Source organism: Aureimonas ureilytica, assembly GCF_001475935.1.
In the GTDB taxonomy this organism is placed as follows: Bacteria; Pseudomonadota; Alphaproteobacteria; order Rhizobiales; family Rhizobiaceae; genus Aureimonas; species Aureimonas ureilytica_A.
Window position 1 is genome coordinate 194,546 of record NZ_LDQA01000001.1, and the last position, 21,942, is coordinate 216,487.

At 60.7% G+C, this 21,942-nt stretch carries 24 protein-coding genes; 8 read left to right on the forward strand and 16 right to left on the reverse strand.

Annotation, left to right across the window (positions count from 1 at the left end):
• Nucleotides 1-2: 2 nt before the first annotated feature.
• The 9 genes from bamA to NS365_RS00895 form a co-directional block, all read right to left on the reverse strand.
• Nucleotides 3-2,447: an outer membrane protein assembly factor BamA gene (gene bamA, locus NS365_RS00855; RefSeq protein ID WP_058598377.1), complete on the reverse strand. Its 2,445-nt coding sequence runs from the start codon at nucleotides 2,445-2,447 to the stop codon at nucleotides 3-5.
• A 200-nt stretch (nucleotides 2,448-2,647) separates the two neighbouring features.
• A complete protein-coding gene (gene rseP, locus NS365_RS00860; protein ID WP_193753357.1) occupies nucleotides 2,648-3,787 on the reverse strand; it encodes an RIP metalloprotease RseP in 1,140 nt (379 codons plus the stop codon).
• Between the two features lie 84 nt (nucleotides 3,788-3,871).
• Complete coding sequence (locus NS365_RS00865; RefSeq protein ID WP_058598379.1) at nucleotides 3,872-4,723, reverse strand: phosphatidate cytidylyltransferase; 852 nt, start codon at nucleotides 4,721-4,723, stop codon at nucleotides 3,872-3,874.
• A 3-nt stretch (nucleotides 4,724-4,726) separates the two neighbouring features.
• Entirely contained in the window at nucleotides 4,727-5,413 is a 687-nt protein-coding gene (locus tag NS365_RS00870) for an isoprenyl transferase (protein WP_058598464.1), read from the reverse strand.
• A gap of 84 nt (nucleotides 5,414-5,497) precedes the next feature.
• Entirely contained in the window at nucleotides 5,498-6,055 is a 558-nt protein-coding gene (gene frr / locus NS365_RS00875) for a ribosome recycling factor (RefSeq protein WP_058598380.1), read from the reverse strand.
• Between the two features lie 32 nt (nucleotides 6,056-6,087).
• Entirely contained in the window at nucleotides 6,088-6,801 is a 714-nt protein-coding gene (pyrH, locus tag NS365_RS00880) for a UMP kinase (protein ID WP_058598381.1), read from the reverse strand.
• A 105-nt stretch (nucleotides 6,802-6,906) separates the two neighbouring features.
• Nucleotides 6,907-7,833: a translation elongation factor Ts gene (gene tsf, locus NS365_RS00885; protein ID WP_058598382.1), complete on the reverse strand. Its 927-nt coding sequence runs from the start codon at nucleotides 7,831-7,833 to the stop codon at nucleotides 6,907-6,909.
• 108 nt (nucleotides 7,834-7,941) lie between these two features.
• A complete protein-coding gene (gene rpsB / locus NS365_RS00890) occupies nucleotides 7,942-8,730 on the reverse strand; it encodes a 30S ribosomal protein S2 (RefSeq protein ID WP_058598383.1) in 789 nt (262 codons plus the stop codon).
• 186 nt (nucleotides 8,731-8,916) lie between these two features.
• Nucleotides 8,917-9,723, reverse strand: a complete 807-nt coding sequence (locus NS365_RS00895; RefSeq protein ID WP_058598384.1) for an EipB family protein — start codon at nucleotides 9,721-9,723, stop codon at nucleotides 8,917-8,919.
• A 100-nt stretch (nucleotides 9,724-9,823) separates the two neighbouring features.
• Here NS365_RS00895 and NS365_RS00900 point away from each other — a divergent pair, with 100 nt between their 5' ends.
• From NS365_RS00900 to NS365_RS00915, 4 genes are read left to right on the forward strand one after another with little or no spacing between them, the layout of a single operon-like run.
• On the forward strand, nucleotides 9,824-10,288 hold the full coding sequence (locus NS365_RS00900; RefSeq protein WP_058598385.1) for a RidA family protein: 465 nt from the start codon (nucleotides 9,824-9,826) through the stop codon (nucleotides 10,286-10,288).
• Nucleotides 10,289-10,293: 5 nt separating this feature from the next.
• Nucleotides 10,294-11,019 carry a glycerophosphodiester phosphodiesterase gene (locus tag NS365_RS00905; RefSeq protein WP_058598386.1) on the forward strand — a complete coding sequence of 242 codons (726 nt, stop codon included), beginning with the start codon at nucleotides 10,294-10,296 and terminating at the stop codon, nucleotides 11,017-11,019.
• Between the two features lie 23 nt (nucleotides 11,020-11,042).
• Nucleotides 11,043-12,260 carry a GNAT family N-acetyltransferase gene (locus tag NS365_RS00910; RefSeq protein WP_058598387.1) on the forward strand — a complete coding sequence of 406 codons (1,218 nt, stop codon included), beginning with the start codon at nucleotides 11,043-11,045 and terminating at the stop codon, nucleotides 12,258-12,260.
• Between the two features lie 58 nt (nucleotides 12,261-12,318).
• On the forward strand, nucleotides 12,319-12,744 hold the full coding sequence (locus NS365_RS00915) for an HIT family protein (RefSeq protein ID WP_058598388.1): 426 nt from the start codon (nucleotides 12,319-12,321) through the stop codon (nucleotides 12,742-12,744).
• 4 nt (nucleotides 12,745-12,748) lie between these two features.
• Here NS365_RS00915 and NS365_RS00920 read toward each other — a convergent pair whose 3' ends face one another.
• From NS365_RS00920 to NS365_RS00940, 5 genes are all read right to left on the reverse strand, one after another.
• Entirely contained in the window at nucleotides 12,749-13,120 is a 372-nt protein-coding gene (locus tag NS365_RS00920; RefSeq protein WP_058598389.1) for an AzlD domain-containing protein, read from the reverse strand.
• A complete protein-coding gene (locus tag NS365_RS00925; protein WP_058598390.1) occupies nucleotides 13,117-13,854 on the reverse strand; it encodes an AzlC family ABC transporter permease in 738 nt (245 codons plus the stop codon). The genes NS365_RS00920 and NS365_RS00925 overlap by 4 nt, the downstream gene beginning before the upstream one ends.
• 73 nt (nucleotides 13,855-13,927) lie before the next feature.
• On the reverse strand, nucleotides 13,928-16,444 hold the full coding sequence (gene clpA, locus NS365_RS00930) for an ATP-dependent Clp protease ATP-binding subunit ClpA (protein WP_058598391.1): 2,517 nt from the start codon (nucleotides 16,442-16,444) through the stop codon (nucleotides 13,928-13,930).
• A gap of 8 nt (nucleotides 16,445-16,452) precedes the next feature.
• A complete protein-coding gene (gene clpS / locus NS365_RS00935; protein ID WP_058598465.1) occupies nucleotides 16,453-16,821 on the reverse strand; it encodes an ATP-dependent Clp protease adapter ClpS in 369 nt (122 codons plus the stop codon).
• Between the two features lie 231 nt (nucleotides 16,822-17,052).
• Complete coding sequence (locus NS365_RS00940) at nucleotides 17,053-17,412, reverse strand: phasin family protein (RefSeq protein ID WP_058598392.1); 360 nt, start codon at nucleotides 17,410-17,412, stop codon at nucleotides 17,053-17,055.
• A gap of 308 nt (nucleotides 17,413-17,720) precedes the next feature.
• Between NS365_RS00940 and NS365_RS00945 the strand changes: the two genes are divergently transcribed.
• Nucleotides 17,721-19,172, forward strand: a complete 1,452-nt coding sequence (locus NS365_RS00945; protein ID WP_058598393.1) for a D-alanyl-D-alanine carboxypeptidase — start codon at nucleotides 17,721-17,723, stop codon at nucleotides 19,170-19,172.
• A gap of 100 nt (nucleotides 19,173-19,272) precedes the next feature.
• Nucleotides 19,273-19,557 (forward strand): hypothetical protein, encoded by a 285-nt coding sequence (locus NS365_RS00950; protein WP_058598394.1) that lies wholly within the window; start codon nucleotides 19,273-19,275, stop codon nucleotides 19,555-19,557.
• Nucleotides 19,558-19,615: 58 nt separating this feature from the next.
• On the opposite strand, the gene NS365_RS00955 is transcribed toward NS365_RS00950, so the two are convergent.
• Entirely contained in the window at nucleotides 19,616-20,047 is a 432-nt protein-coding gene (locus NS365_RS00955; protein ID WP_058598395.1) for a DUF1489 family protein, read from the reverse strand.
• Between the two features lie 109 nt (nucleotides 20,048-20,156).
• Between NS365_RS00955 and NS365_RS00960 the strand changes: the two genes are divergently transcribed.
• Both NS365_RS00960 and NS365_RS00965 read left to right on the forward strand, forming a co-directional pair.
• Complete coding sequence (locus NS365_RS00960; protein ID WP_058598396.1) at nucleotides 20,157-20,870, forward strand: DUF599 domain-containing protein; 714 nt, start codon at nucleotides 20,157-20,159, stop codon at nucleotides 20,868-20,870.
• Nucleotides 20,867-21,130 carry a DUF3253 domain-containing protein gene (locus NS365_RS00965; protein ID WP_058598397.1) on the forward strand — a complete coding sequence of 88 codons (264 nt, stop codon included), beginning with the start codon at nucleotides 20,867-20,869 and terminating at the stop codon, nucleotides 21,128-21,130. The genes NS365_RS00960 and NS365_RS00965 overlap by 4 nt, the downstream gene beginning before the upstream one ends.
• On the opposite strand, the gene NS365_RS00970 is transcribed toward NS365_RS00965, so the two are convergent.
• The gene (locus NS365_RS00970) at nucleotides 21,100-21,918 is read right to left on the reverse strand and encodes a YdcF family protein (protein WP_058598466.1); all 819 of its coding nucleotides are present in this window, start codon (nucleotides 21,916-21,918) and stop codon (nucleotides 21,100-21,102) included. The genes NS365_RS00965 and NS365_RS00970 overlap by 31 nt on opposite strands.
• Nucleotides 21,919-21,942 lie beyond the last annotated feature (24 nt).

The window sequence follows — 21,942 nt, forward strand, 5'->3', positions numbered from 1 at the left end:
CGTTAGAACCGCGACGAGAAACCGAAGGAGAATTCCTGCACCTTGTCGTAGTTCTCCTTAGCCAACGGCACCGCGTAGTTGACGCGGAGAGGACCGAACGGCGACGCCCAGATCAGGCCGACACCGGCCGATGCGCGCAGCGCGAATTCCTCGCCCTGAATTCCGAGCTGCCCGTCCGTATTGTCCAGGCCCCAGAGAGAGCCGGCATCGGCAAAGGCCGCACCACGGAAGCCGAGGTCGCGCGAGATCAGCGGCAGCGGGAACGTCATTTCAGCCGAGGCATTGGCATAATTTGTGCCACCAATCGCGACGCCATTCTGACGCGGACCGATGCCCTGGTACTTGAAGCCGCGAACGATGTCCTGACCCTTGAAGAAGTTGTCGAAGACGCGCAGATCGTCCCCGATAGCGCTGACATTGCCCGCGCCACCGCTCAACTGACCGATGACATCATATTCTTCGGAGAGAAGGCTGAAGTAGGAGGCGCGACCCGTCGTACGGATGAACCGCGCATCGCCGCCGAGACCCGCCACTTCCTGCCCGACCTGCGCGAACACGCCGTTGCGCGGGTCGCGCTGGTTGTCCAGCGTATTGTAGGTCAGCGCGTAGGACACCGACGAGGTCGAATAGGGGCTGTCGCAGATCGCCTTGTTGATGATCGGCGAGAGCGTGTAGAGAGGCGCGCTCAGTCCCGGCAGACGACCACCAATGGTCGGATCGCCGCACGTGCTGGCGAGAGCCTGGCCATTGACGAAGGCGTAGGGGAAACCGGTGAACGGGTTCGTCGTCAGACCCCTGTTGTCCCCGAATGTCTCTTCCTTGTAGTTGTACGCAATCTGCGCCGTGAGGTTCTCCGTGATCGGAGCGGCGATACGTAGCGTTCCACCCGTCCGCTTGATGTCGTAGGCGCTCGAAGACGAGTTCTCGGTGCGATACAGATCGAAGCCGGCTGCGAGGCGGCGACCCAAGAAATAGGGCTCGGTGAACGAGAGGTTGTAGTTGCGCGTGTTCTCGCCGAAACCGGCCGACACCTTCACGAACTGACCGCGACCGAGGAAGTTGCGCTCGGTGATGCCGACTTCAGCGACGGGACCGGAATTCTCGCCGCTCGTCGTGTAGCCACCGCCGACCGAGAACTCACCGGTGGACTGCTCGTCGACCTGAACCACCAGGACTACGCGATCCGGCTGGCTTCCCGGGGCCGTGGAGACATTGACCGTCTTGAAGAAACGAAGAGCTTCCAGACGCTTCTTGGCGCGCTGGACCAGAACCTGGTTGAACGCGTCACCTTCGGACACGTCGAACTCGCGACGGATGACGTAGTCGCGGGTCTTCGTGTTGCCACGAATTTCGATACGCTCGACATAGGCCCTCGGGCCTTGGTCGATCACGTAGTCGATCGAAATCGTATTATTGGCGAAATCGCGATTGCCGCGCGGCGTCACCTGCGCGAATGCGTATCCCTGATTGGCAACGGCGTTCGTCAGATCGACAAGCGTTTCTTCGACCTTCTCGGCGCTATAGGTGTCGCCCGGCTTGGTCTTCAATTGAGACTGAAGCGCCTGAGCGTCGATACCCGGAACGGTCGAGTCGATATTCACCGTCCCGTAAGTGTAGCGCTCACCTTCATCCACAGTGATCGTGATGAAGTACTTGTTCTGCGTCGGCTCCAGCTCGGCAACCGATGAAACGATCCGGAAATCGGCGAAGCCGCGGTTGAAATAGAAGCGACGCAGCGCCTCCTCGTCGGCGCGCAGACGATCTTCCGCATAAATATCGTTGCGCTGAAGGAAGCTGAAAAGACCAGATTCACGAAGGGCGATGACTTCCTTCAGGCGGGAATCACCGAAGGCGTTGTTCCCAACGAAGTTGATCCCGCCGATCCGGGTGCGGTCACCTTCTTGGATGTCGAAAACAACGTTGACCCGATTGCCCTCGGCTGGAGCCGTGCGCACGGAAACCGTCGCGTCGGACCGACCGATCCGGACATAGGCAGCCTTGATCGCCTCGACATCAGCCTGCGCCGTTGCCGCGTTGTAGGGCGCGCGAGTCGCCGTCTGTACCGTAGCGACAAGCTGCTCGTTCTTGATCTTGTCGTTGCCTTGGAAAATGACGTCGCCGACGATCTGATTCTCGGACACATCGACGATCAGCACCCCACCCTGTTGACGGGCGCGCACATCGGAGAACAAGCCGGTCGAGAACAGCTTCGTCACGGCCGCATCGACATCCGCGTCGCTCGCATTCCGGCCAGGCTTTATGTCGATCAGATTGCGGACCGTATCAGCATCGACGCGCTGATTGCCACGCACTTCGATGCGATTCACGGTCGCCGCTTCAGCTTCAGACAGGGTCACAAGCCCCATAGTGACGGCTGACGCAGTGAGCACGGTAGACGAAAGAGCTGCTGCAGACAGTGCGCTCAGAAGCTTCGAACCAGCCGCCATTGGCCTCGTACCCTTTTTATGTCGCCGACAACGCCGAAACCGATACGTCGGCAGGCCGTGTGTTTGTATCGGCTTTGCAGACGCATTCAACCAAACTGATCCGATTCTCTTTATGAAACGGAAAAGAGTTGCACGACCGCCACGTGGACGATCGTGATGGTGAATAGTCGACTAACCCTCTCCAAGTCGCCGATCGATCTTCAAGTTCGCCCCGAAAGATCGTTCCAGAAAGCGAATACCATAAGGAGCATCACGAGCGCGAGGCCAATCCGGAAACCGAATTCCTGGACGCGCTCGCTCAGGGGTTTTCCACGCGCTGCCTCGAACGCATAAAACAGGAGATGTCCACCATCCAGCATGGGAATGGGGAGCAGATTCAGAAGGCCGATGGAGATCGAAAGAAGGGCGGCGAGGTTCAGCAAGGGCGCGAAGCCCAGTGTAGCAACCTGGCTGGAAACCTGGGCAATCTTGATCGGTCCGCCGATCTGGTCAGCTTTCTCGGCGCCACGGAAAATCCCACCAATAAACGCGACCGTCCTCTCGATCACGAACCATGTCTGTGAAACACCGTAATTGAGGGCTTCAACCGGGCTGAGGTTCTCATGGCGAAACGCCGCCTGCTCGCTATTGGCAACGATCCCGATAACGGCGACCTGGTAGCTGTTGCCAAATCCATCGGTTTGGGTCTGAAGATCCGGCGTGACACTGACCGTCTTGTTCGCGCCCCCTCGTTCCAGGCCAAGCTGAATGGGTTCGCCTGCCCTCGTCGAGACGTAGCGCTGAAGGTCGCTGAAGTAACGGATGCGCTCCCCGTCGGCTGATGTTACCCGATCCCCTGGCTGGATGCCCGCGACGGCCGCCGGCGAGTTCGGGCGCACTTCCGATACGATCGGATCGCCGACGACGATGCCACTTGCGTAAGCAGTAGCTGCGAAGATCGCGATGGCGAGTATGAAGTTCGCGATGGGACCGGCCGCAACCGTTGCGGCGCGCTTTCCCACGCTGGCGCTCTGAAACGCACGGGCCCGGTCTTCGGCCGACGCTTCGCGCAGGGCGGCGTCACTCGGCATACTGGCCGCGTTCTCATCTCCGAAAAACTTGACGTAGCCACCGAGAGGAATGGCACAAAGCTTCCATCTCGTCCCATGGCGATCCGTCACGCCGACAAGCTCCGGACCGAACCCGATCGAGAAGGCCATAATCTTGATGCCGGACCAGCGGCCGATCAAGTAATGGCCGAGTTCGTGAAAGAAGACGATGACCGTCAGCACGAAAAGGAAAGGCACGATCTTGATCAGCGCCATGTTCCAGATGGCGTCAGGCAAACTCGCGAGATCCATGTCCATGCCCTTTGTTCATCTCGTCAGGCGACGGACATAGCACCCGCCGGTTAGCGATGTTCGCCCAACATTCTCATTTTTATGTCAGAAATCGAAGACCGCGCGAGCTGGATGCGCCAATCCGGAGCCCAGGATGCCGACCAGAAGCAGGACGCCCGTCGAAATGATCAGGGCGTCGATCCGATCCATGAGGCCGCCATGCCCCGGGATCAAACGCCCGGAATCCTTCACGCCGAAGCGGCGCTTGATCCAGGATTCATAAAGGTCGCCCGCCTGCCCAACGATGGAAAGAACGGCGCACAGGACAGCGACTTTCAGACTGATATCGTCGGTGAGCCAATATTCGAAGCCCAACCCGAAAAGTGTTCCGGCCAACAGACCGCCCAGCGCCCCGGACATGGTCTTTTTCGGTGAAACCATGGGCATGAGTTTGGGGCCGCCGAAGGTGCGCCCTGTAAAATAGGCAAAAATATCGGTCGCCCATACGACGCAGATGACAAGCCCGAGCGCGGCCAATCCTTCCGGGCCGCTGTCTCGCAGAATGCCCGGTGCCATGCCTGCGGCTCCGCCGTAGACGAGGCCTCCCATGACCCAATTGGCCTTGCGCTCCCCTTGATCCACGATCCCGATAAACGCGGTGGACCCCAGAAGGACCGTCAATGACCAGCCATGAAGCCCGAAGAAGAAAAGCGCCAAGCTCACATACAGGGAGCGGCGGGCGAAGATATAGATATCCCCAGCCCGCTTGGCCCGCGTCATTCGCGACCACTCATCGAAGACTATGACGGAGGCTGCGCAGCAGAGGAGGCGAAACGCGACGCCTCCCATGAACGTCAGAAGCAGGACGGTGATTCCCAGCACGATCGCCGAGATCAAACGCGACCGGAGGTCCGTCCAAGATTGCGTTGCGGCGAGGCGTCCGAGACCAAGTCCCATTCGTCAGGATGCAATTTCATGCGACAAGCCGCCGAATCGGCGGTCGCGCATCGTGTAGTCGTCAAGGGCGGCACGGAAAGCAGCTCGGTCGAAATCGGGCCAAAGGCACGGCAGGAAGGCGAATTCGGAATAGGCAGCCTGCCAGAGAAGGAAATTGCTCAAGCGCAATTCGCCGCTCGTGCGAATGATCAGGTCTGGGTCGGGAATGCCAGCGGTGTCCAGATGCTCGTCCACGAGCGTTGGCGAGATCGCATCGAGCGAAAGTTCGCCAGACTGGATTTTGGAGCCGATCCGCTTCATCGCGCGAGCCATCTCGTCTCGCGCGCCGTAGTTGAAAGCAATGATCAGTGTGTTGCGATCATTGCCAACCGTTAGACTTTCAGCTTCTTCCAAAAGTCCGCGAATGTCGCGCGGCAAGCTTTGTCGCTCGCCAATAACGCGAACGCGAACGCCCTCCCGGTGCAGGTCGGCAAGATCGCGCCGGATGAAGACTTTGAGAAGACGCAGAAGCTCGCCGACCTCTTCGACCGGCCGCTTCCAGTTTTCGGACGAGAAAGCGAAGAGCGTGAGATAGCGCACACCGAATTCGCGCGCCGCACGCACGGCCTCGCGCACGGCCTCGACGCCGCGTCGATGCCCAAGCGTGCGCGGCAGGCCACGCGCCTTCGCCCAGCGTCCATTGCCATCCATGATGATGGCGACGTGTTGGGGCTGCCGCACCTGTTCCACCGCGCTCTCCGCTCTGCCGTCTAGATTATTGGGATCGACCGAAAACTAGACCTGCATGATTTCAGCTTCCTTTACGGAAAGCGCCTTATCGATCTCGGAAATGGTTTCATCCGTCATCTTCTGAATGCGGTCAGACGTGACGCGGCTATCGTCCTGGCTGACGTCGCCGTCCTTTTCCGCCTTTTTCAAGGTGTCCATTCCGTCGCGGCGAACATGGCGCGCGGCAACACGCGCATTCTCGGCATAGGTATGGGCAACCTTGGCGAGTTCACGGCGGCGCTGTTCATTGAGTTCGGGAAGCGGAATGCGCAGGGTGGAACCGTCCGTGATTGGATTGAGGCCGAGGCTGCTTTCGCGAATAGCACGCTCGACGGCACCCACCATGCCCTTGTCCCAGACGGACACGGCAACCATACGCGGTTCGGGAACCGTTACGTTGGCCACCTGATTGAGCGGCATGGTCGAACCGTAGGCCGTCACGACGATCGGGTCCAGGAGGTTTGCCGAAGCGCGGCCCGTCCGAAGCCCTGCAAGATCGCCCTTGAACGAGGTGACCGCGCCATCCATGCGACGCTTCAATTCATTCAGATCCGGAGCAGCCATGGGATTTCCTCTAATTATTCGTACGCTGAACTTTAGTCGGACACGATTGTGGAGCGGCCACCGCCCGTCAGGATCCGGGTGAATTCGCCCTGTTCGTGGATCGAGAACACGACGATCGGAATATGGTTCTCACGCGCCAGCGCCACGGCCGTCACATCCATGACAGCAAGGCCGCGACTCAACACGTCGTCGTGCGTCAGCTGGTCGAAGCGCGTCGCGTCCGGCACGAACTTGGGATCGGCGGAATAGATACCATCGACCTGCGTCCCCTTGAACAGGGCGTGCGCGCCCATCTCGGCGGCTCTGAGGGCGGCGGCGGAGTCGGTCGTGAAGAAAGGATTGCCTGTGCCGCCTGCAAAGATCACCACCCTGCCCGCTTCCGCATGAGCCAAAGCGGCGCGCTGGGAGAAGCTTTCGCAGATTTCCGGCATCGCAATGGCCGAAAGAACAATCGCGTCGACGCCAATCTTGGTGAGCGAGGTGCGCAGCGCCAGTGCGTTGATGACGGTCGCCAACATGCCCATATGGTCGCCGGTGACGCGATCTCCGCCTTTGGACGCGACTGCCACGCCGCGGAAGATATTGCCGCCGCCGATCACGACCGAAATCTCGACGCCGAGTTCGCGCGCTTCGCGAATGTCACCTGCGATGCGGTCGGCCACGGCAACATCGATGCCGAAACCTTGCTGGCCCATCAACGCCTCGCCCGACACTTTCAGAAGAACGCGTTTGAAACGGAGGGTCATGCAAGTGTCCTGATTGAGGTGCCGGCTTGCGATACAGGAAGGGCGCCCGCTTCTCAAGCGGGCGCCCCGAATATCGAACAAGAAGAAAGAAAGGCGGCTTCCCGCTTACTTCTTGCCAGCTGCCGCCGCAACTTCGGCGGCGAAGTCGCTCTGCTCGCGCTCAATGCCTTCGCCCAGCGCGAAGCGGACGAAACCGGTGATCTTCGCGGGAGCGCCGGCTTCCTTGGCGACGGCTTCAAGAGCCTTCTCGACCGTGAGGTCAGGATTGATCACGAAAGCCTGCTTGAGGAGAACGACTTCCTCGTAGAACTTGCGCAGACGACCCTCGACCATCTTTTCGACGATCGCGTCCGGCTTGCCGGACTGACGGGCCTGCTCCGAGAACACGGCCTTCTCGCGCTCGACCGTCGCGGCGTCGATTTCCGTCTCGACCAGAGCGAGCGGGTTGGTGGCGGCCACATGCATGGCAACCTGACGACCGAACGCGTTCAGCGCCGCCTTATCGCCGTCCGACTCGATCGCAACCAGAACGCCCATCTTGCCGAGGCCTTCAACGACCTGATTGTGGATGTAGGTCGCCACGACGCCGTTGGACACGCTGAGCTGCGCCGAACGACGCAGGTTCATGTTCTCGCCGATCGTGCCGATCGCGTCCTTGATTGTGTCGGCAACCGACTTCTCGGATGCGGGATAGGTTCCGGCTGCAACCGCGTCGACCGTGCCGTCCGTCGCCAGAGCGACCTGGGCGACGTTGCGAACCAGCGTCTGGAACGCATCGTTACGAGCAACGAAGTCGGTTTCGGAGTTCACTTCGACGACGACGGCCTTGTTGTCGCCGGCCGCGACGCCGACGAGGCCTTCAGCCGCGGTGCGACCCGACTTCTTGTCTGCCTTGGCAATGCCCTTGGCGCGCAGCCAGTCGATCGCGGCTTCAATGTCGCCATTGGTTTCGGCCAGCGCGGTCTTGCAGTCCATCATACCTGCGCCGGTCTTCTCGCGCAGGTCCTTCACCATCGAAGCGGAGATCGTCATGAATTGGCCTCTGTCTTAAAAAATTGGCGCACCAAACCTCTGAGGAAGGGTGCGCCGTTTGGTTCGGCGGCGCGCAGGCACCGCCGGGATGCTCGTTCGTTCGGTCGATCAGGCCGCAGCGGAAGCTTCGGTCTCGGCCGAAGCCTCTTCGAGCGCGGGCTCGATCGGCGCTTCTTCCATCGCGCCGATATCGACGCCCATCGAGCCCTGCTGACGGGCGATGCCGTCGACCGCTGCGCGAGCGATCAGATCGCAGTAAAGCGAGATGGCGCGCGCGGCGTCGTCATTGCCCGGGATCGGGAAGTCGATGCGGGAAGGATCGCAGTTCGAATCGACCACGGCGACGACCGGAATGCCCAGACGCTTGGCCTCGTCGATCGCGATCGACTCCTTGTTGGTGTCGATGATGAAGATCATGTCCGGCACGCCGCCCATGTCCTTGATGCCGCCCAGAGCGCGGTCGAGCTTGTCGCGCTCGCGCTGCAGGTTGAGGCGCTCCTTCTTGGTGAAGCCCTGGGCTTCGCCGGACAGAAGCTCATCGAGCTTGCGAAGACGCTGGATCGAGTTCGAGATCGTCTTCCAGTTCGTCAGCATACCGCCGAGCCAGCGGGCGTTGACGTAGTACTGAGCCGAACGGTTCGCCGCATCGGCAATGATCTCGGAAGCCTGACGCTTGGTGCCGACGAACAGAACGCGGCCGCCGCGCGAGACGGTGTCCGACACCGCCTGGAGCGCGCGGTGCAGCATCGGCACGGTCTGCGCGAGATCGATGATGTGGATGTTGTTGCGTGCGCCGAAGATGAAGGGCGACATCTTCGGGTTCCAGCGATGAGTCTGGTGTCCGAAGTGGACGCCCGCCTCGAGGAGCTGACGCATGGAATAATCAGGCAGAGCCATGGAATTGTCCTTTGACCGGTTGAACCTCCACGGACAGAAGCAGGGAAACACCTGCCACCGGCGAGAAAGAATGGTCGCTTGGGACCGTCGATCCTCGAAATCCGTGTGTGGAATAGGCGGGCGCTTACACCATCCCGCCCTGCTGAGCAAGATAGGAAGGCCGAAGCCGGATTGCGAGAGCCTCTGTCATCGCGTCGTTGGACAGGAAGCGTCCATCAGGCTGAGGTGCGAAAGGTGCCCTTTGAGCGCATAGCTGCCGAAGTCGAGCTTCAGGTCGTCGGACACCCCGTTTTCATAAAGCCGGTAGCGCGTCTCGAAGATCGGCATTCCGTCCTTATCGCTATCCTTGTTGTAGTAGGACTCGATGATTAGCCAGGATTTCAGGCCTGCCAACTGGGTGGCGACCGCCTCGCTGGGCTTGTCCGCCGGCTTCTCCACGAAGGGGGCGATGAGGGCCGTTGTCGTCAGACCTTTGTCGGCTTCGTTGTCGCCGTCGAACAGGCGTGTTTCGAAGATGCGTTGGCCCATTTGGGCCTTCTCGATAATCTGAGCTGTATGATGCAAAGGGAAGGTCGCGTGTTCGATCTCGACCTCCCGCGCCACGGGCTTTTCGTAGGCGATACGGGTTCCGCCCGGGCCGTTCTCCGCTTTCCCCTGCACCGTCTCCTGCTCGGCTCCGTCGATCGTGCTCCGCGTTTCGAACTCGAACCGATCGCCGTTCACCGTCTCCCGCGACAGCGTGCGTTGATCAGTCATGGTCGTCTCGGTTTCCTGCTGGAAGCGCACCAGAAACCGGTAGTCGAGGCTCAGCGCTCCGCAGGCATCCTGCTTCAATTGCAAGGCGATCCGTCCCTGCGCTCCGCTGATGTCCGAGTCCGAGCGATCGAGTATCAGATCGTAGACCGCCTCATGAGGACGCAAAGCAGCGGCTGTCGCCGGCAGGAGCGCAGCCGTCTGGAGGACGGCGCCGAGGATGAGGGGACGGATCCACATACGGTTCGAACTTTCGCTAGAGATTGCCTTCGGCGCGTATCGAAGGCTCGGCCAAAACCTGCTAGCGGTCGCTTCGAGGCATCAACCGATGAGGATTCGCATGACCAGCACGATCGCCAGCCGCTTGGCCGACGCAGGTGTCCAACTGCCGCAGGCCGCCGCACCGGCTGCCAATTATGTGTCCTGGGTTCGGTTTGGCAACCTGCTCCAGACATCGGGTCAGTTGCCCCTGTCGGACGGCAAGATCGCGGTTGCGGGCAAGCTCGGCGCCGGCGTTTCCGTGGAGGAAGGCCAAGCTGCCGCGCGCTACTGCGCAATCAATATCCTGGCGCAGGCGCAGGCCGCCCTCGGAGAGCTCGAATCGATCGGCCGCCTCCTAAAGCTCACGGTCTTCGTGGCGAGCGATGCGGCTTTCACCGATCAGCATAAGGTCGCCAACGGAGCGTCGGATTTCCTCGTTCAGATCCTGGGCGATCGCGGCCGTCATGCGCGCTCGGCGGTTGGTGTTCCCGCGCTTCCGATGGATGCGGCCGTCGAGATCGAAGCCTTGTTCGAGATCGCGTGAGCGACATGGCCGGGCTAACCGCAGACTGGCTGAAGGAGCGCCCGATCGCGCATCGGGGGTTGCATGACGGGAATGCTGCCGTCTTCGAGAACTCGATGTCGGCGTTTCAGGCCGCGATCGACGCCGGATACGCCATTGAGTGCGACGTGCATCTCTCGGCCGATCGTGTGCCGGTCGTGTTTCATGACGAAAATCTCGAGCGGCTGACGGGTAGCGCGGGATCGATCCGCGCTCGCTCGGCCGATGCCCTATCGGCGTTGCGTCTGGGATCCAGCTCCGACACGATCCCGAGTCTTGCGGACCTGTTGGCCCTCGTGCGCGGCCAGGTTCCCCTCATCGTGGAGCTGAAGGGCATCGATCCAGCCAGTGACCAAGGGTTCGTCGGGACGGTCGCAGCGGTGGCCCAAGATTATAACGGCCCCCTCGCCTTCATGTCCTTTGATCATTGGCTGCTGGAGCAGTCCGATGATCTAAGGGGGCTCTATCCCCTCGGCTTGACCGCCGAAGGGATCCGCCCGGAGATCCTGGACGCGCATCGGCGGATTTTCGACGGTCGATGCGACTTCACGTCCTATAACGTTCATCATCTTCCGAACGCATTCGTGGATTGGGTTCGTACGGAACGCGGCGCGCCGGTCATCAGTTGGACGGTGCGCACACCGGACGAGGTGGAGCGCAGTTCGCTCCATGCGGATCAGATGACATTCGAGGGATTTACGCCGCCGCGCTGACTTCCTTCAAACGTGGAGGTCCTATGGACGATGGCAGCGACGGCGTCGATCCGACGCAAGGCACCATGACGCTGAGCGTGATCGACGCCATATCGAGCGTCGATCCAGAGCTGTGGGACGGGTTGGCCAAGGTCGACTCAGCCCGCACGATCAACCCATTCGTCTCTCATGCATTCTTGTCTTGCCTCGAGGATGCCGGCTGCGTCGGGCCGCGCTCTGGGTGGCAAGTGCAGCACCTTGCCCTGTCCGATGACTCGGGGCGGATCGTCGCGGTCGCGCCCGCCTATCTCAAGAGCCATAGTCAGGGCGAATATGTCTTCGATCATGGCTGGGCCGACGCCTTCGAGCGGGCGGGTGGGCGATATTATCCCAAGCTCCAGATCAGCGCACCCTTTTCTCCGGTGACCGGCCCAAGGCTTCTGGTCGGCAGCGGCGACGAGACAGGACTTTGCCGGCATATGATGGCGCAAGCCATCAAGGGCTATGTCGCGGCGGCGGGAGTCTCGTCGGCTCATGCCACCTTCCTGACGCCGGACGATCTCGCCGCGCTGTCGGACGACGAGTTTCTGCATCGGACCGACCAGCAGTTCCACTTCGTCAATCGCGGCTATGACAGTTACGACGAGTTTCTGGAGACCCTGGCGTCCCGCAAGCGCAAGGGCCTGCGCAAGGAACGCCGGGACGCGCTGGACAACGGCATTAGCATCGAGCGCCTGAGCGGACGAGAGCTGACCGAAAGTGCGTGGGACGCGTTCTTCTCGTTCTACATGGACACGGGAAGCCGGAAGTGGGGTCGGCCCTACCTCAACCGTCGCTTCTTCTCGCTTCTTGGCGAGCGCATGGGCCCAAGCGTCGTTCTGGTGATGGCGAAGCGCGAAGGGCGGTATATCGCCGGTGCGCTCAATCTTGTCGGCGCCGGTCGCATCTTCGGTCGCTATTGGGGATGCATCGAAGAGCATCCCTTCCTGCATTTCGAAGTCTGCTACCATCAGGCGATCGATTACGCGATCGAGCACAAGCTGGAGGTCGTGGAAGCGGGCGCGCAGGGCGAGCATAAGCTCGCGCGGGGCTATGAGCCCGTCACCACGCATTCTGCGCATTACATCGCCCATTCCGGTTTGCGCGCCGCTGTCGAACAATATCTCCGGCGCGAACGACGGGATGTCGAGCGAATGCACGAGCTTCTCTCAGATCATACGCCCTTCCGCAAAAACGACGATGGCGAGCACGGCGGCAGCTAGACCTGCTACGCCTCGCAATTAAGATCGGCGGATCATAACCGGAGGATTCGAGCTGGCCATGATGCCTTATGACGACACTAATATTTTCGCGAAGATTCTACGCGGAGAGATTCCCAGCACGAAGATCTACGAAACGGATGCCGTTCTTGCGATCATGGACATCATGCCGCAATCCGAGGGGCATTGCCTCGTCATCCCGAAGTCAGCGTCCCGCAATCTCCTCGACGCCGAAGATGCAGCGCTTCAGTCCGCGATGGTCGAGGTCGCTCGTCTCGCACGCGCCACGAAGTCAGCCTTCGGTGCGGACGGTGTTTCGGTGATGCAGTTCAATGAAGCGGCCGGCGGGCAGACCGTCTATCACCTGCATTTCCATGTGATCCCGCGCTACGAAGGTTTGGTGCTCAAGGGGCACGGCGCATCCGGGATGGCGGACCCGTCCGCTCTCGCCGAACAAGCCGAACGGATTCGCCAACATCTGGCTTAAGAGATCAGATGATACCCATCATCCAGGGCACACCAAGGAGGATGATCTCGGCGACGAGGATGGCGACGAGCGTCTGACGCCCGAGCCAGAGGTAGGCACAGAATCCTCCTCCCAGAGCCGCGATCCGGATCCAATCCGGGATCGCGGCCAGCGACGACCCACCGGGAAATAGCACGAGCCGAGCGATCACGGCGGCGACCAGCCCCGTCGCAACAGCCCTTGCGCCGATGATCAGCGGCGATGATTCGCTGATCCGTCCCGACGACAGGACACCCAGCCAACGCCAGATGTCGGTCGGCAACCATCCCGCCAGAAGAATGAACACAAAGGGCCACCATGGGGCGGCCATGGCGCCGTAATTGAGATCGAGGCTCATTCAGGGGACCTCGACGCCACGAGACGACCGATCACAAGGGACGCAAGCCCGGCCGCAATCCCGGCGATCAGAATGTCGAAATCGGGAGCAAGCCGATTGGCTGGAACGATGGCGACCATCCCGAGAAACAAGGCCAACCGGCCGGTCACGTCACGCGCGGAGCCGTAGAGCGATGTGAGAAAATAAACGGGCGTCAAGAAAGCCAGGGCGCCAGTGACGAGCGCTGGAAACTGACCCATCAGATTGAAGGCGAACGCGACGATCAACGTGTTGATGACAGTCAGCGTGATGCCGAACCCCGCGAAAAACGCTGTTCGGTAGCGGCGTGGAATATCGGGAAGGCGCTCCATCGCCACGACCCAGGCGGTGACCGCCACAAAATGGGACAGGACAAGAAGTGTGCTCGTTCGTGTTCGCTTCGCGCGAAGGTCCGGCATCAAGGACATGACCATCGGCATCAGCCGCAGGGAAGACAACCCGACAGCAAAAGCCGTCGCCACTAACGACAGGCCTGCGGTGATCGAACCGAGAAGGATGAGATTGGCCGGCAGCGCCCAGATCGAAAAGACCATAAACGAGGCCTCGAACCAGTTAAGCCCGGCATCGCGCGCCAGACCGGCGAAACCCAGATGTGCCGTCACCAGAATCAGCGCCGGCGCAGAAACGATCTGACGAATTCCTCGCCGGACCCAAAGCCGCGTCTCGTCCTGTTCGTGTTCTTGCAAAGGGTCCATGCCATCGCCCGATTGAATCAACAGGGCGGCGACATGAAAAAGGCCGCCCGGAAGGCGGCCTTTCTTTAACCCATCAATTTGGCTTGCGGGGAATTTTCGGGACGGTTCCGGTCCTTTTGCTACTGCGAGACGAGGGCTCGTCAGCTGGACGAACGGTCTCCTGTGCCTCGCCGGACTCTGTAACATCCTGATTGTCGTCGAGTTCGAACTCTTCGTCCTCGTCCTCTTCGATGACGTCTTCGCCGTTCGGTCCGACCTTGGCTCGCTTTGCGCTGGCCTTGCGAGGTTTGGTGAAGGATTCGTCCGCAATGGCTTCGAGCGCGAGCTTCTTGGCACCCGCCTCGTCCGTCACCACCGTGACCTTGACCGTTCCGCCGCGCTTGAGCTTGCCGAACAGAACCTCGTCAGCCAGAGGCTTCTTGACATATTCCTGAATGACACGACCGAGCGGCCGTGCACCCATGTGCTCGTCATAGCCCTTCTCCGCCAGCCATGCGATGGCATCGGGATGAAGTTCGAAGGTCACGCCGCGCTCCGAAAGCTGCGCTTCCAGCTGCATCACGAATTTCTGGACGACTTCGTGGATCACCGGCGTGGGCAGCGGGCCGAACGGAATGATCGCATCGAGGCGGTTGCGGAATTCGGGTGTGAACAGGCGGTTGATCGCCTCCACATCGTCGCCCGTCCGTCTGGTCGAGCCGAAGCCGATCGCGGCCTTTTGGGACTCTGACGCGCCCGCGTTGGTCGTCATGATCAGGATCACATTGCGGAAGTCGATCTTCTTGCCGTTGTGATCCGTCAGTTTCCCGTGATCCATGACCTGCAACAGGATGTTGAAGAGATCCGGATGCGCCTTCTCGATTTCATCGAGCAGCAACACGCAATGCGGATGCTGGTCGACGCCGTCCGTCAGCAGGCCGCCCTGATCGAAGCCGACATAGCCCGGAGGCGCGCCGATCAACCGCGAGACCGTGTGGCGCTCCATATATTCGGACATATCGAAGCGCAGGAGCTCGATTCCGAGTGCTGACGCCAGTTGTTTGGCGACTTCCGTCTTGCCGACGCCGGTCGGGCCCGAGAAGAGGTAGGAGCCGATCGGCTTCTCCGGTTCGCGCAGGCCCGCGCGCGCCAGCTTGATCGCCGTCGTCAGGCTCTCGATGGCGGCGTCCTGACCGTAGACGACGCGCTTCAGCTGCTCGGTGAGGTTCGAGAGAACCTCTTCGTCATCCTTGGAAACCGATTTCGGCGGAATGCGCGCCATCGTCGCGACGGTCGCCTCGATCTCCTTGACCCCGATGCTCTTCTTGCGCTTGGGCTCGGGCAGCAGCATCTGCGAAGCGCCTGTCTCGTCGATCACGTCGATCGCCTTGTCCGGCAGCTTCCGATCGTTGATGTAGCGGGCCGACAATTCCACGGCCGAACGGATGGCCTCGTTTGAAAATTTCACATGGTGGAAATCTTCGAAGTAAGGCTTCAATCCCTTCAGAATGGCCACCGCATCCTCGACGGAGGGCTCGGCCACGTCGATCTTCTGGAAGCGACGGACGAGCGCCCGGTCCTTCTCGAAGAACTGCCGGTATTCCTTATAGGTGGTCGAGCCGATGCAGCGGATCGCCCCCGAAGACAGCGCAGGTTTGAGAAGATTGGACGCGTCCATCGCGCCGCCGGAGGTTGCCCCCGCCCCGATCACCGTGTGGATCTCGTCGATGAAAAGAACCGCGCCTGGAAACTCCTCGAGTTCCTTGACGACCTGCTTCAACCGCTCCTCGAAATCGCCACGATAGCGCGTGCCGGCCAAGAGCGTTCCCATATCGAGAGAGAAGATCGTGGCATCCGCCAGGACTTCCGGGACGTCGCCTTCGACGATTCGCTTGGCCAGACCTTCCGCGATCGCCGTCTTTCCGACGCCGGGGTCGCCGACATAGAGCGGGTTGTTCTTGGAACGGCGGCAGAGAACCTGAATGGTGCGGTTGATCTCGTTGGCGCGTCCAATCAGCGGATCGATCCGCCCGGTTTTCGCCTTCTCGTTGAGATTGACGCAATACGCCGTCAGAGCGTCCTGCGTCGACTTGCGACGCCCCTCGTCCTCATTCCCCATGACCGACTGCTCGTCCTCCGTTCCGCGCACGGTGCGGCCTTCGGACGCGCCAGGACGCTTGGAAATTCCATGCGAAATGAAATTCACGGCATCGTATCGCGTCATCTCCTGCTCCTGCAGGAAGAAGGCGGCGTGGCTTTCACGCTCGGCGAAGATCGCGACGAGAACATTCGCGCCCGTCACTTCGTCCCGGCCAGAGGACTGAACGTGAATCACGGCGCGCTGGATCACACGATGGAAGCCGGCGGTCGGCTTGGAATCGTCGTCGCTGCCGTTCACCAGATTGGCGAGTTCGGTATCGATATATTCGATCAGGGACGAGCGCAGAGCGTCAAGATCGACACTGCACCCGCGCATGACATTGGCCGCGTCCTTATCGTCCAGAAGGGCCAGGAGGAGATGTTCGAGAGTGGCAAATTCCTGATGGCGTTCGTTTGCGTAGGTCAGCGCTTGATGCAGCGACTTTTCGAGGCTTTGAGAAAATGTCGGCAAGCTTCACCTCAATTCTTTTCCATCACGCATTGAAGCGGATGCTGATGCTGACGGGCGAAATCCATGACCTGCGTCACCTTCGTTTCCGCGACCTCGTAGGTGTAGACGCCGCACTCGCCCACCCCATGCTTGTGAACATGGAGCATGATGCGCGTGGCCGCCTCCCGGTCCTTCTGAAAGAACCGCTCGAGAACGTGGATGACGAACTCCATCGGAGTGTAATCGTCATTGAGAAGAAGCACTCTGTAAAGATTGGGTCGTTTGGTTTTCGGCTTCGTACGCGTAATGACGGACGTGCCCCGGTCGTTGCCGACGCCGTCGTCATCACCCGCCTGTAGGCGGACCTTCGATGTCGGAGTCCTTGTCCTCAAGACCATATCGTTCAATGCCGTCACCTTCGCCTTCGGCTGATATGTATGTGCACTCTGGCTCATTTTAAGACGCCATCCCGCCGCAGCCGAAATTCTCAACGCCACCCTTGCGATCCCAGACACCACAAGATTCGGTCTGTCGCCGCAAGAGGCGGTATCGCTCTACACCGAAGAACATAAAAAAAGCCCGGCTGGCGCCGGGCTTCGTGCATTCTCGCTCGTTGTTGGAAGGAGGTTTCAGGCCGCCTGATACGAAGCGTCCTGAGCGAAATTCGCCGCCTTGTTCAGGTTGTTCTCGAACGGCTTGAAGGTCTCGCGAGCGACGCCGGCGTAGATCTCGTTGATCTTCGAAGCCTGCGAGACCCAAGCCTCGTAGCAGGACTTCATGTAATTCGTCTGGACTTCGATCGCTTTGTCGGGCGTCCGGGTCTGAGCGAGCTCTTCCAACATCTTGGTCGAGGTCTCGTAATTGCGCTTGGTGAAGTCACCGGTCTCGGCGGCGATCTGCTGGAAGCCCTTTGTCATCGCGGAGATCGACTTGAGGACGTTGTCCATGGCTTCCTTGCTGGCCTGACCAGCGTCCGCATACATGTTCATTGCAATGCTCCCGTTTCCAACCCGTCACCGCAGTTCGCTGCAGCGCATCCGAATATATTGCATCGCACAATGAATGCAAGCTGCAATCGGAGGTTTTGAGGAAAAAGGTGAAGCCTTCCGATTTCACATAAACTTTGAAGCGAATGCCCTCATGCGATCACAAGGTTCCGGCAACCATAAACGGATTGGTAAGGCCCTCGGGCGTATCTTTCCTCCAGATGAGATCGCTACGCCACACTGTTGGTAAGGGCTCGACTGCGAAGTCGAGTCGCGGCATCTCGACAATTGCAGAGACGAGAGAGCTGCCCATGCTCAAGGCCCCTTCCCGGATCGATGTCTTCGCCAAGTCGATTGGCTTGACGGCTGGATCCCTTCTCGTTGGCGCCACGCTCGTTCTACAGGCGCCCGCGGCGCACGCTCAGGCCAAGGACGACCGCTATTCGGCGATCGTGATCGACGCCAACAACGGCAAGGTTCTCTTCTCCAAGAGCAGCGACGAACGCCGTTATCCCGCTTCGCTCACGAAGATGATGACCCTCTATATGCTGTTCGATGCGTTGGAGAGTGGACGCGCGACGCTTTCCACCCCGATGAAGGTCTCGGCTTACGCCTCCGCTCGCCCGCCATCCAAGCTCGGGTTGAAGCCCGGAACCACGATCTCGGTGGAGGAAGGCATTCTGGGTCTCGTCACGCGATCGGCCAATGACGCGGCCGTGGTGATCGGCGAGTTTCTCGGTGGCACGGAGAGCCAGTTCGCGGAGATGATGACGTCGAAGGCTCGCAAGCTGGGCATGACGCGGACGAATTTTCAGAACGCCAACGGCCTTCCCAATCCCGGCCAGATGACGACCGCGCGCGACATGGCGACGCTCGGCATCGCCCTTCGTGAGCATTTCCCGCAATATTACAGCTACTTCAGCCGCCGTTCCTTCAACTTCCGTGGCCAGGTGATCGGCAATCACAACCGGCTTCTCGGGCGTGTTCAAGGTGTCGACGGCATTAAAACCGGCTATATCAACGCATCCGGCTTCAACCTCGTCACCTCGGTCGTTCGCGGCAACAAGAAGCTGGTGGCGGTGGTCATGGGCGGGCGCACGGCCCGCTCGCGCGACGATCACATGGTCGAGCTCGTCAACAAATATCTTCCTGACGTGAGCACGCGTGGCAGCGAGCCCTTGATCGCGGCCTATTCGCCGGCTGTTCGCGGTCCATCCGTATCGTCACACGTCGCCGAAGTCCCGCAGAGCGTCCCGTTGCCGACGCGCCGGGCCTCGTCCATCAACGAGCGCGTCGCGCAGGCTTACGGCTCCAACGCGGCCGGGGCGATGAACGCCATTACGGCGCCCGAACGATCCGCGATTGGCCGGGATGCGCTGCGAGCGGCCATGGGGCAGAAAGGTCAGGACAGTCTCGAAATTCCGACCTCGAATGCCTTGGCGGGGGCGCCGCGTCCGCGCGTGGCTGTTCCGGGAGCGTCCGTACCACCTGTGGCGACGGCATCCCTCGCCTCTTCGGGCTGGATCGTTCAGATCGCGGCCACGCCGGCCGAGTCGACCGCGTTGGATATTCTCGCCGAAGCCAAGCAGCGTGGCGGGTCGGCGCTCGCCCGCGCCAAGCCGTTCACGGAAGCGGTCGCCAGCGGTTCGCAGACCCTCTACCGAGCGCGCTTTGCGGGCTTCGACACGAAAGCCGCCGCCAACGCGGCCTGTGACGTTCTGAAGGCTCGCTCCTACGCCTGCTATGCAATCGGCGCTGATTGATCAACGCTGAACCGGCTCGGCCGCGATCCGTATTGGTTTCGCAGTCGATCGCTCACCTTATTTCGCCCGCCAGTTTGTTACGAGTCAGTTCGAGGTTCCCATGTCGGTTGAGCAGGAAATCCTTGGTTACACGTCCGCCGGGGAAAAGGCCTCGAACGTGTCTTCGATCGGTCTTCACCCGCTCCAGCAAGCCGCCTCGCGTCTGGGCGACTATCGCGACGGCAAGACGCGGGTTCGCGCGAAGGACTTGGTGGGGCTACTTCTGTGCCATGGCGCTCGGGCTTGGCGCGCCGCGCAGCCCGAAGGCCTAATCTACCTCAAGGTCGACGGACCTGCCGGCACTCCAGCGGTGCGCATCTCCTGTGGGCGCAGCCCGCGCGGTTGAGATCTGGTAAACGAAGCTTCCAGTTGATCCCGCGCGGATTTGGCATCGGCTCTTCCCCTCAGAGCAGGCCGAGATCGGCCAACTCGCGTTGAAGCTGCTGGGGAAGACCTACGCCCTCCTCGGCCTCTCGGTCGGCCGGCGCATCGTCCGAGACGAGATAGCGCCAGCCCTGAAAGGCGCGCCTGGGCTGCCATTGCGTGGCGATGAACTCGGGCCTGAGAACGATCCGGCAACGCTCGATCCCGTCCTCGGCGGTGAATGGGTCGAACCGCAAGACGGGCTGACGAACCTGAACCTGCCCGCGAATGACCCAGTATAGGGAGCCGCCCGCGACAATGTCATCGGCGCGTTTGGGCATAACTCGGGTGACGTGGAATTGCTCTTCTGGCTGGCCAGCGAGACGCTGAGCCAGCAGACGATGTTCGACATGCGTCTGGAGGTCCTCGATTGTCTCGACCCCGACGCAGAGCTTGATCATATGAAGCGGCATGAAACCTCCATCCGCCTGACAATCGATCAGGTCAAGACCGCCTGACGTCGCTCCCACAACATGCTAGGGGGCAAGCGCTGCCACCCTTCTTCAGCGTCGGATCTCCGCCATGCCGTTCCAGCAGATCTTCGATGTCGAGAATCTCCTGGCGCTCGTCACCTTCAGTCTGGGCTGGGCCATCTACTCTTTCGCGGTGGACGGCACCGCTCTCTCCAGCCATGGCCTCAGCCGCCGGATGAACAGCCAGCGCGAGATCTGGATGTGGACGATGCTGAAGCGCGATCTGCGCATGATCGACACGGCCATCATGACCGGGCTCCAGCAAGGCACGGGCTTTTTCGCTTCGGCCTGTATTTTCGCCATTGGCGGATGTTTCGCTTTGATCGGTGCGGCCGATCATATCGCCTCTGTCGTCACAGACCTTCCGCTGGAAGGCAATTTCGACCGGGCGCTTCTGGAAACGAAGCTTCTCGGCCTCGTCACGATCTTCATCTTCGCCTTCTTCAAATTCGGCTGGGCCTATCGCCTGTTCAATTACTGCACGATCCTGATCGGCGCCGTTCCGATGGCGCGGGAGGCCGAGGCGGATCAGGACGCGGCCGAGCGGGCTGTGCGTCGCGCGATCCGCATGAACCAGATCGCGGCTCGCCACTTCAATTCCGGACTCAGGGCGATCTTTTTTGGCATGGCCTATCTTGGCTGGTTTCTAGGCCCGAAAGTGCTGATGGTAACGACGACGATCGTCATCCTGATTCTAGCCCGACGCCAGTTCTTCTCGGAAGCGAACGATTGCCTCGCCCCTGACTCGGAGGAACCTCGATGATTTCGAAAGAAGCCATCCAACAGGCCATCGCGTCGGCGGTGATGGAGCGAGGCGCAGGCAAGACCGTCTGCCCCTCGGAAATCGCGCGCAGCCTCGCAGGATCGGATGAAAAGGTCTGGCGTCTGATGATGAACCCGATCCGGGCGGAGGCGGTCAGAATGGCGAAGGCCGGCGACGTTCGCATCCTGCGTAAGGGACGGCCGGTGGATCCAGACGATTTCAAGGGGATCTACAGATTGGCCTTACCGGATGGCGCGTGAGGCGCTGGGATCCAGGCATCTGTCTTCCCCGTCAGATAATAGGCGAATAGGCCCAGATATTCGCGTATCGCAAAATGCACCTTTTCCAAATTGCGGACCGTGGCTGTAGAAGGCCGGTAGATCATGTCGCCGCCCGGTGTCTGGTAGTCAGTCGGATATGGGATGATGTCGAAGCCGGCTGTGCGGAAACAGCCAACCGACCGAGGCATATGAGCCGCCGAGGTGACGAGCAACCAGGTCTCACCTGGCTGCGGCGAGGCCAACTCCTTTGAAAAGCGCGCATTCTCGATCGTGTTGCGGGAACGGTCCTCCAGAATGAGGCGTTCGGGCGCAAGCCCGAGTTGGGAAAACAGTTTATGGGCAACCGAGGACTCGGTCACATCCTCCTCGAACATCGCCGCGGCCCCGCCGCTGAAGATCACTTTGGCGTCCGGGTAGAGGCGAGATAGAGCGAGTGTCGTCGTGATGCGGTCAGCCGCGTCGTTGAGCTCCGGCTCGCCGCGTGTTCGGGCGACGAGCGTATCGAACGAGCCGCCGAGAACCACGATGCCGGTCACGCGCTCGGGCAATACCGGCTTGGGAAATCGGTTCTCAAGCGGAGCCAGCATGAGGAGCCCGAGTGGCGACAGGCTGAAAATCGCGAGACTCGCGAATCCGATCGCCAGAAGCGTGATGCCGGTTCGCGGCAGCTTCAGAGCGAGACAGAGAAAGCCGACACCGAAAGCCAGCAGGATGGCGACAAGGGGCTGGACGAGATACCAGCCCAGTTTGGAAACCGCGAAGAACATGGGTCGGTTGAAACCTTTCAGCGT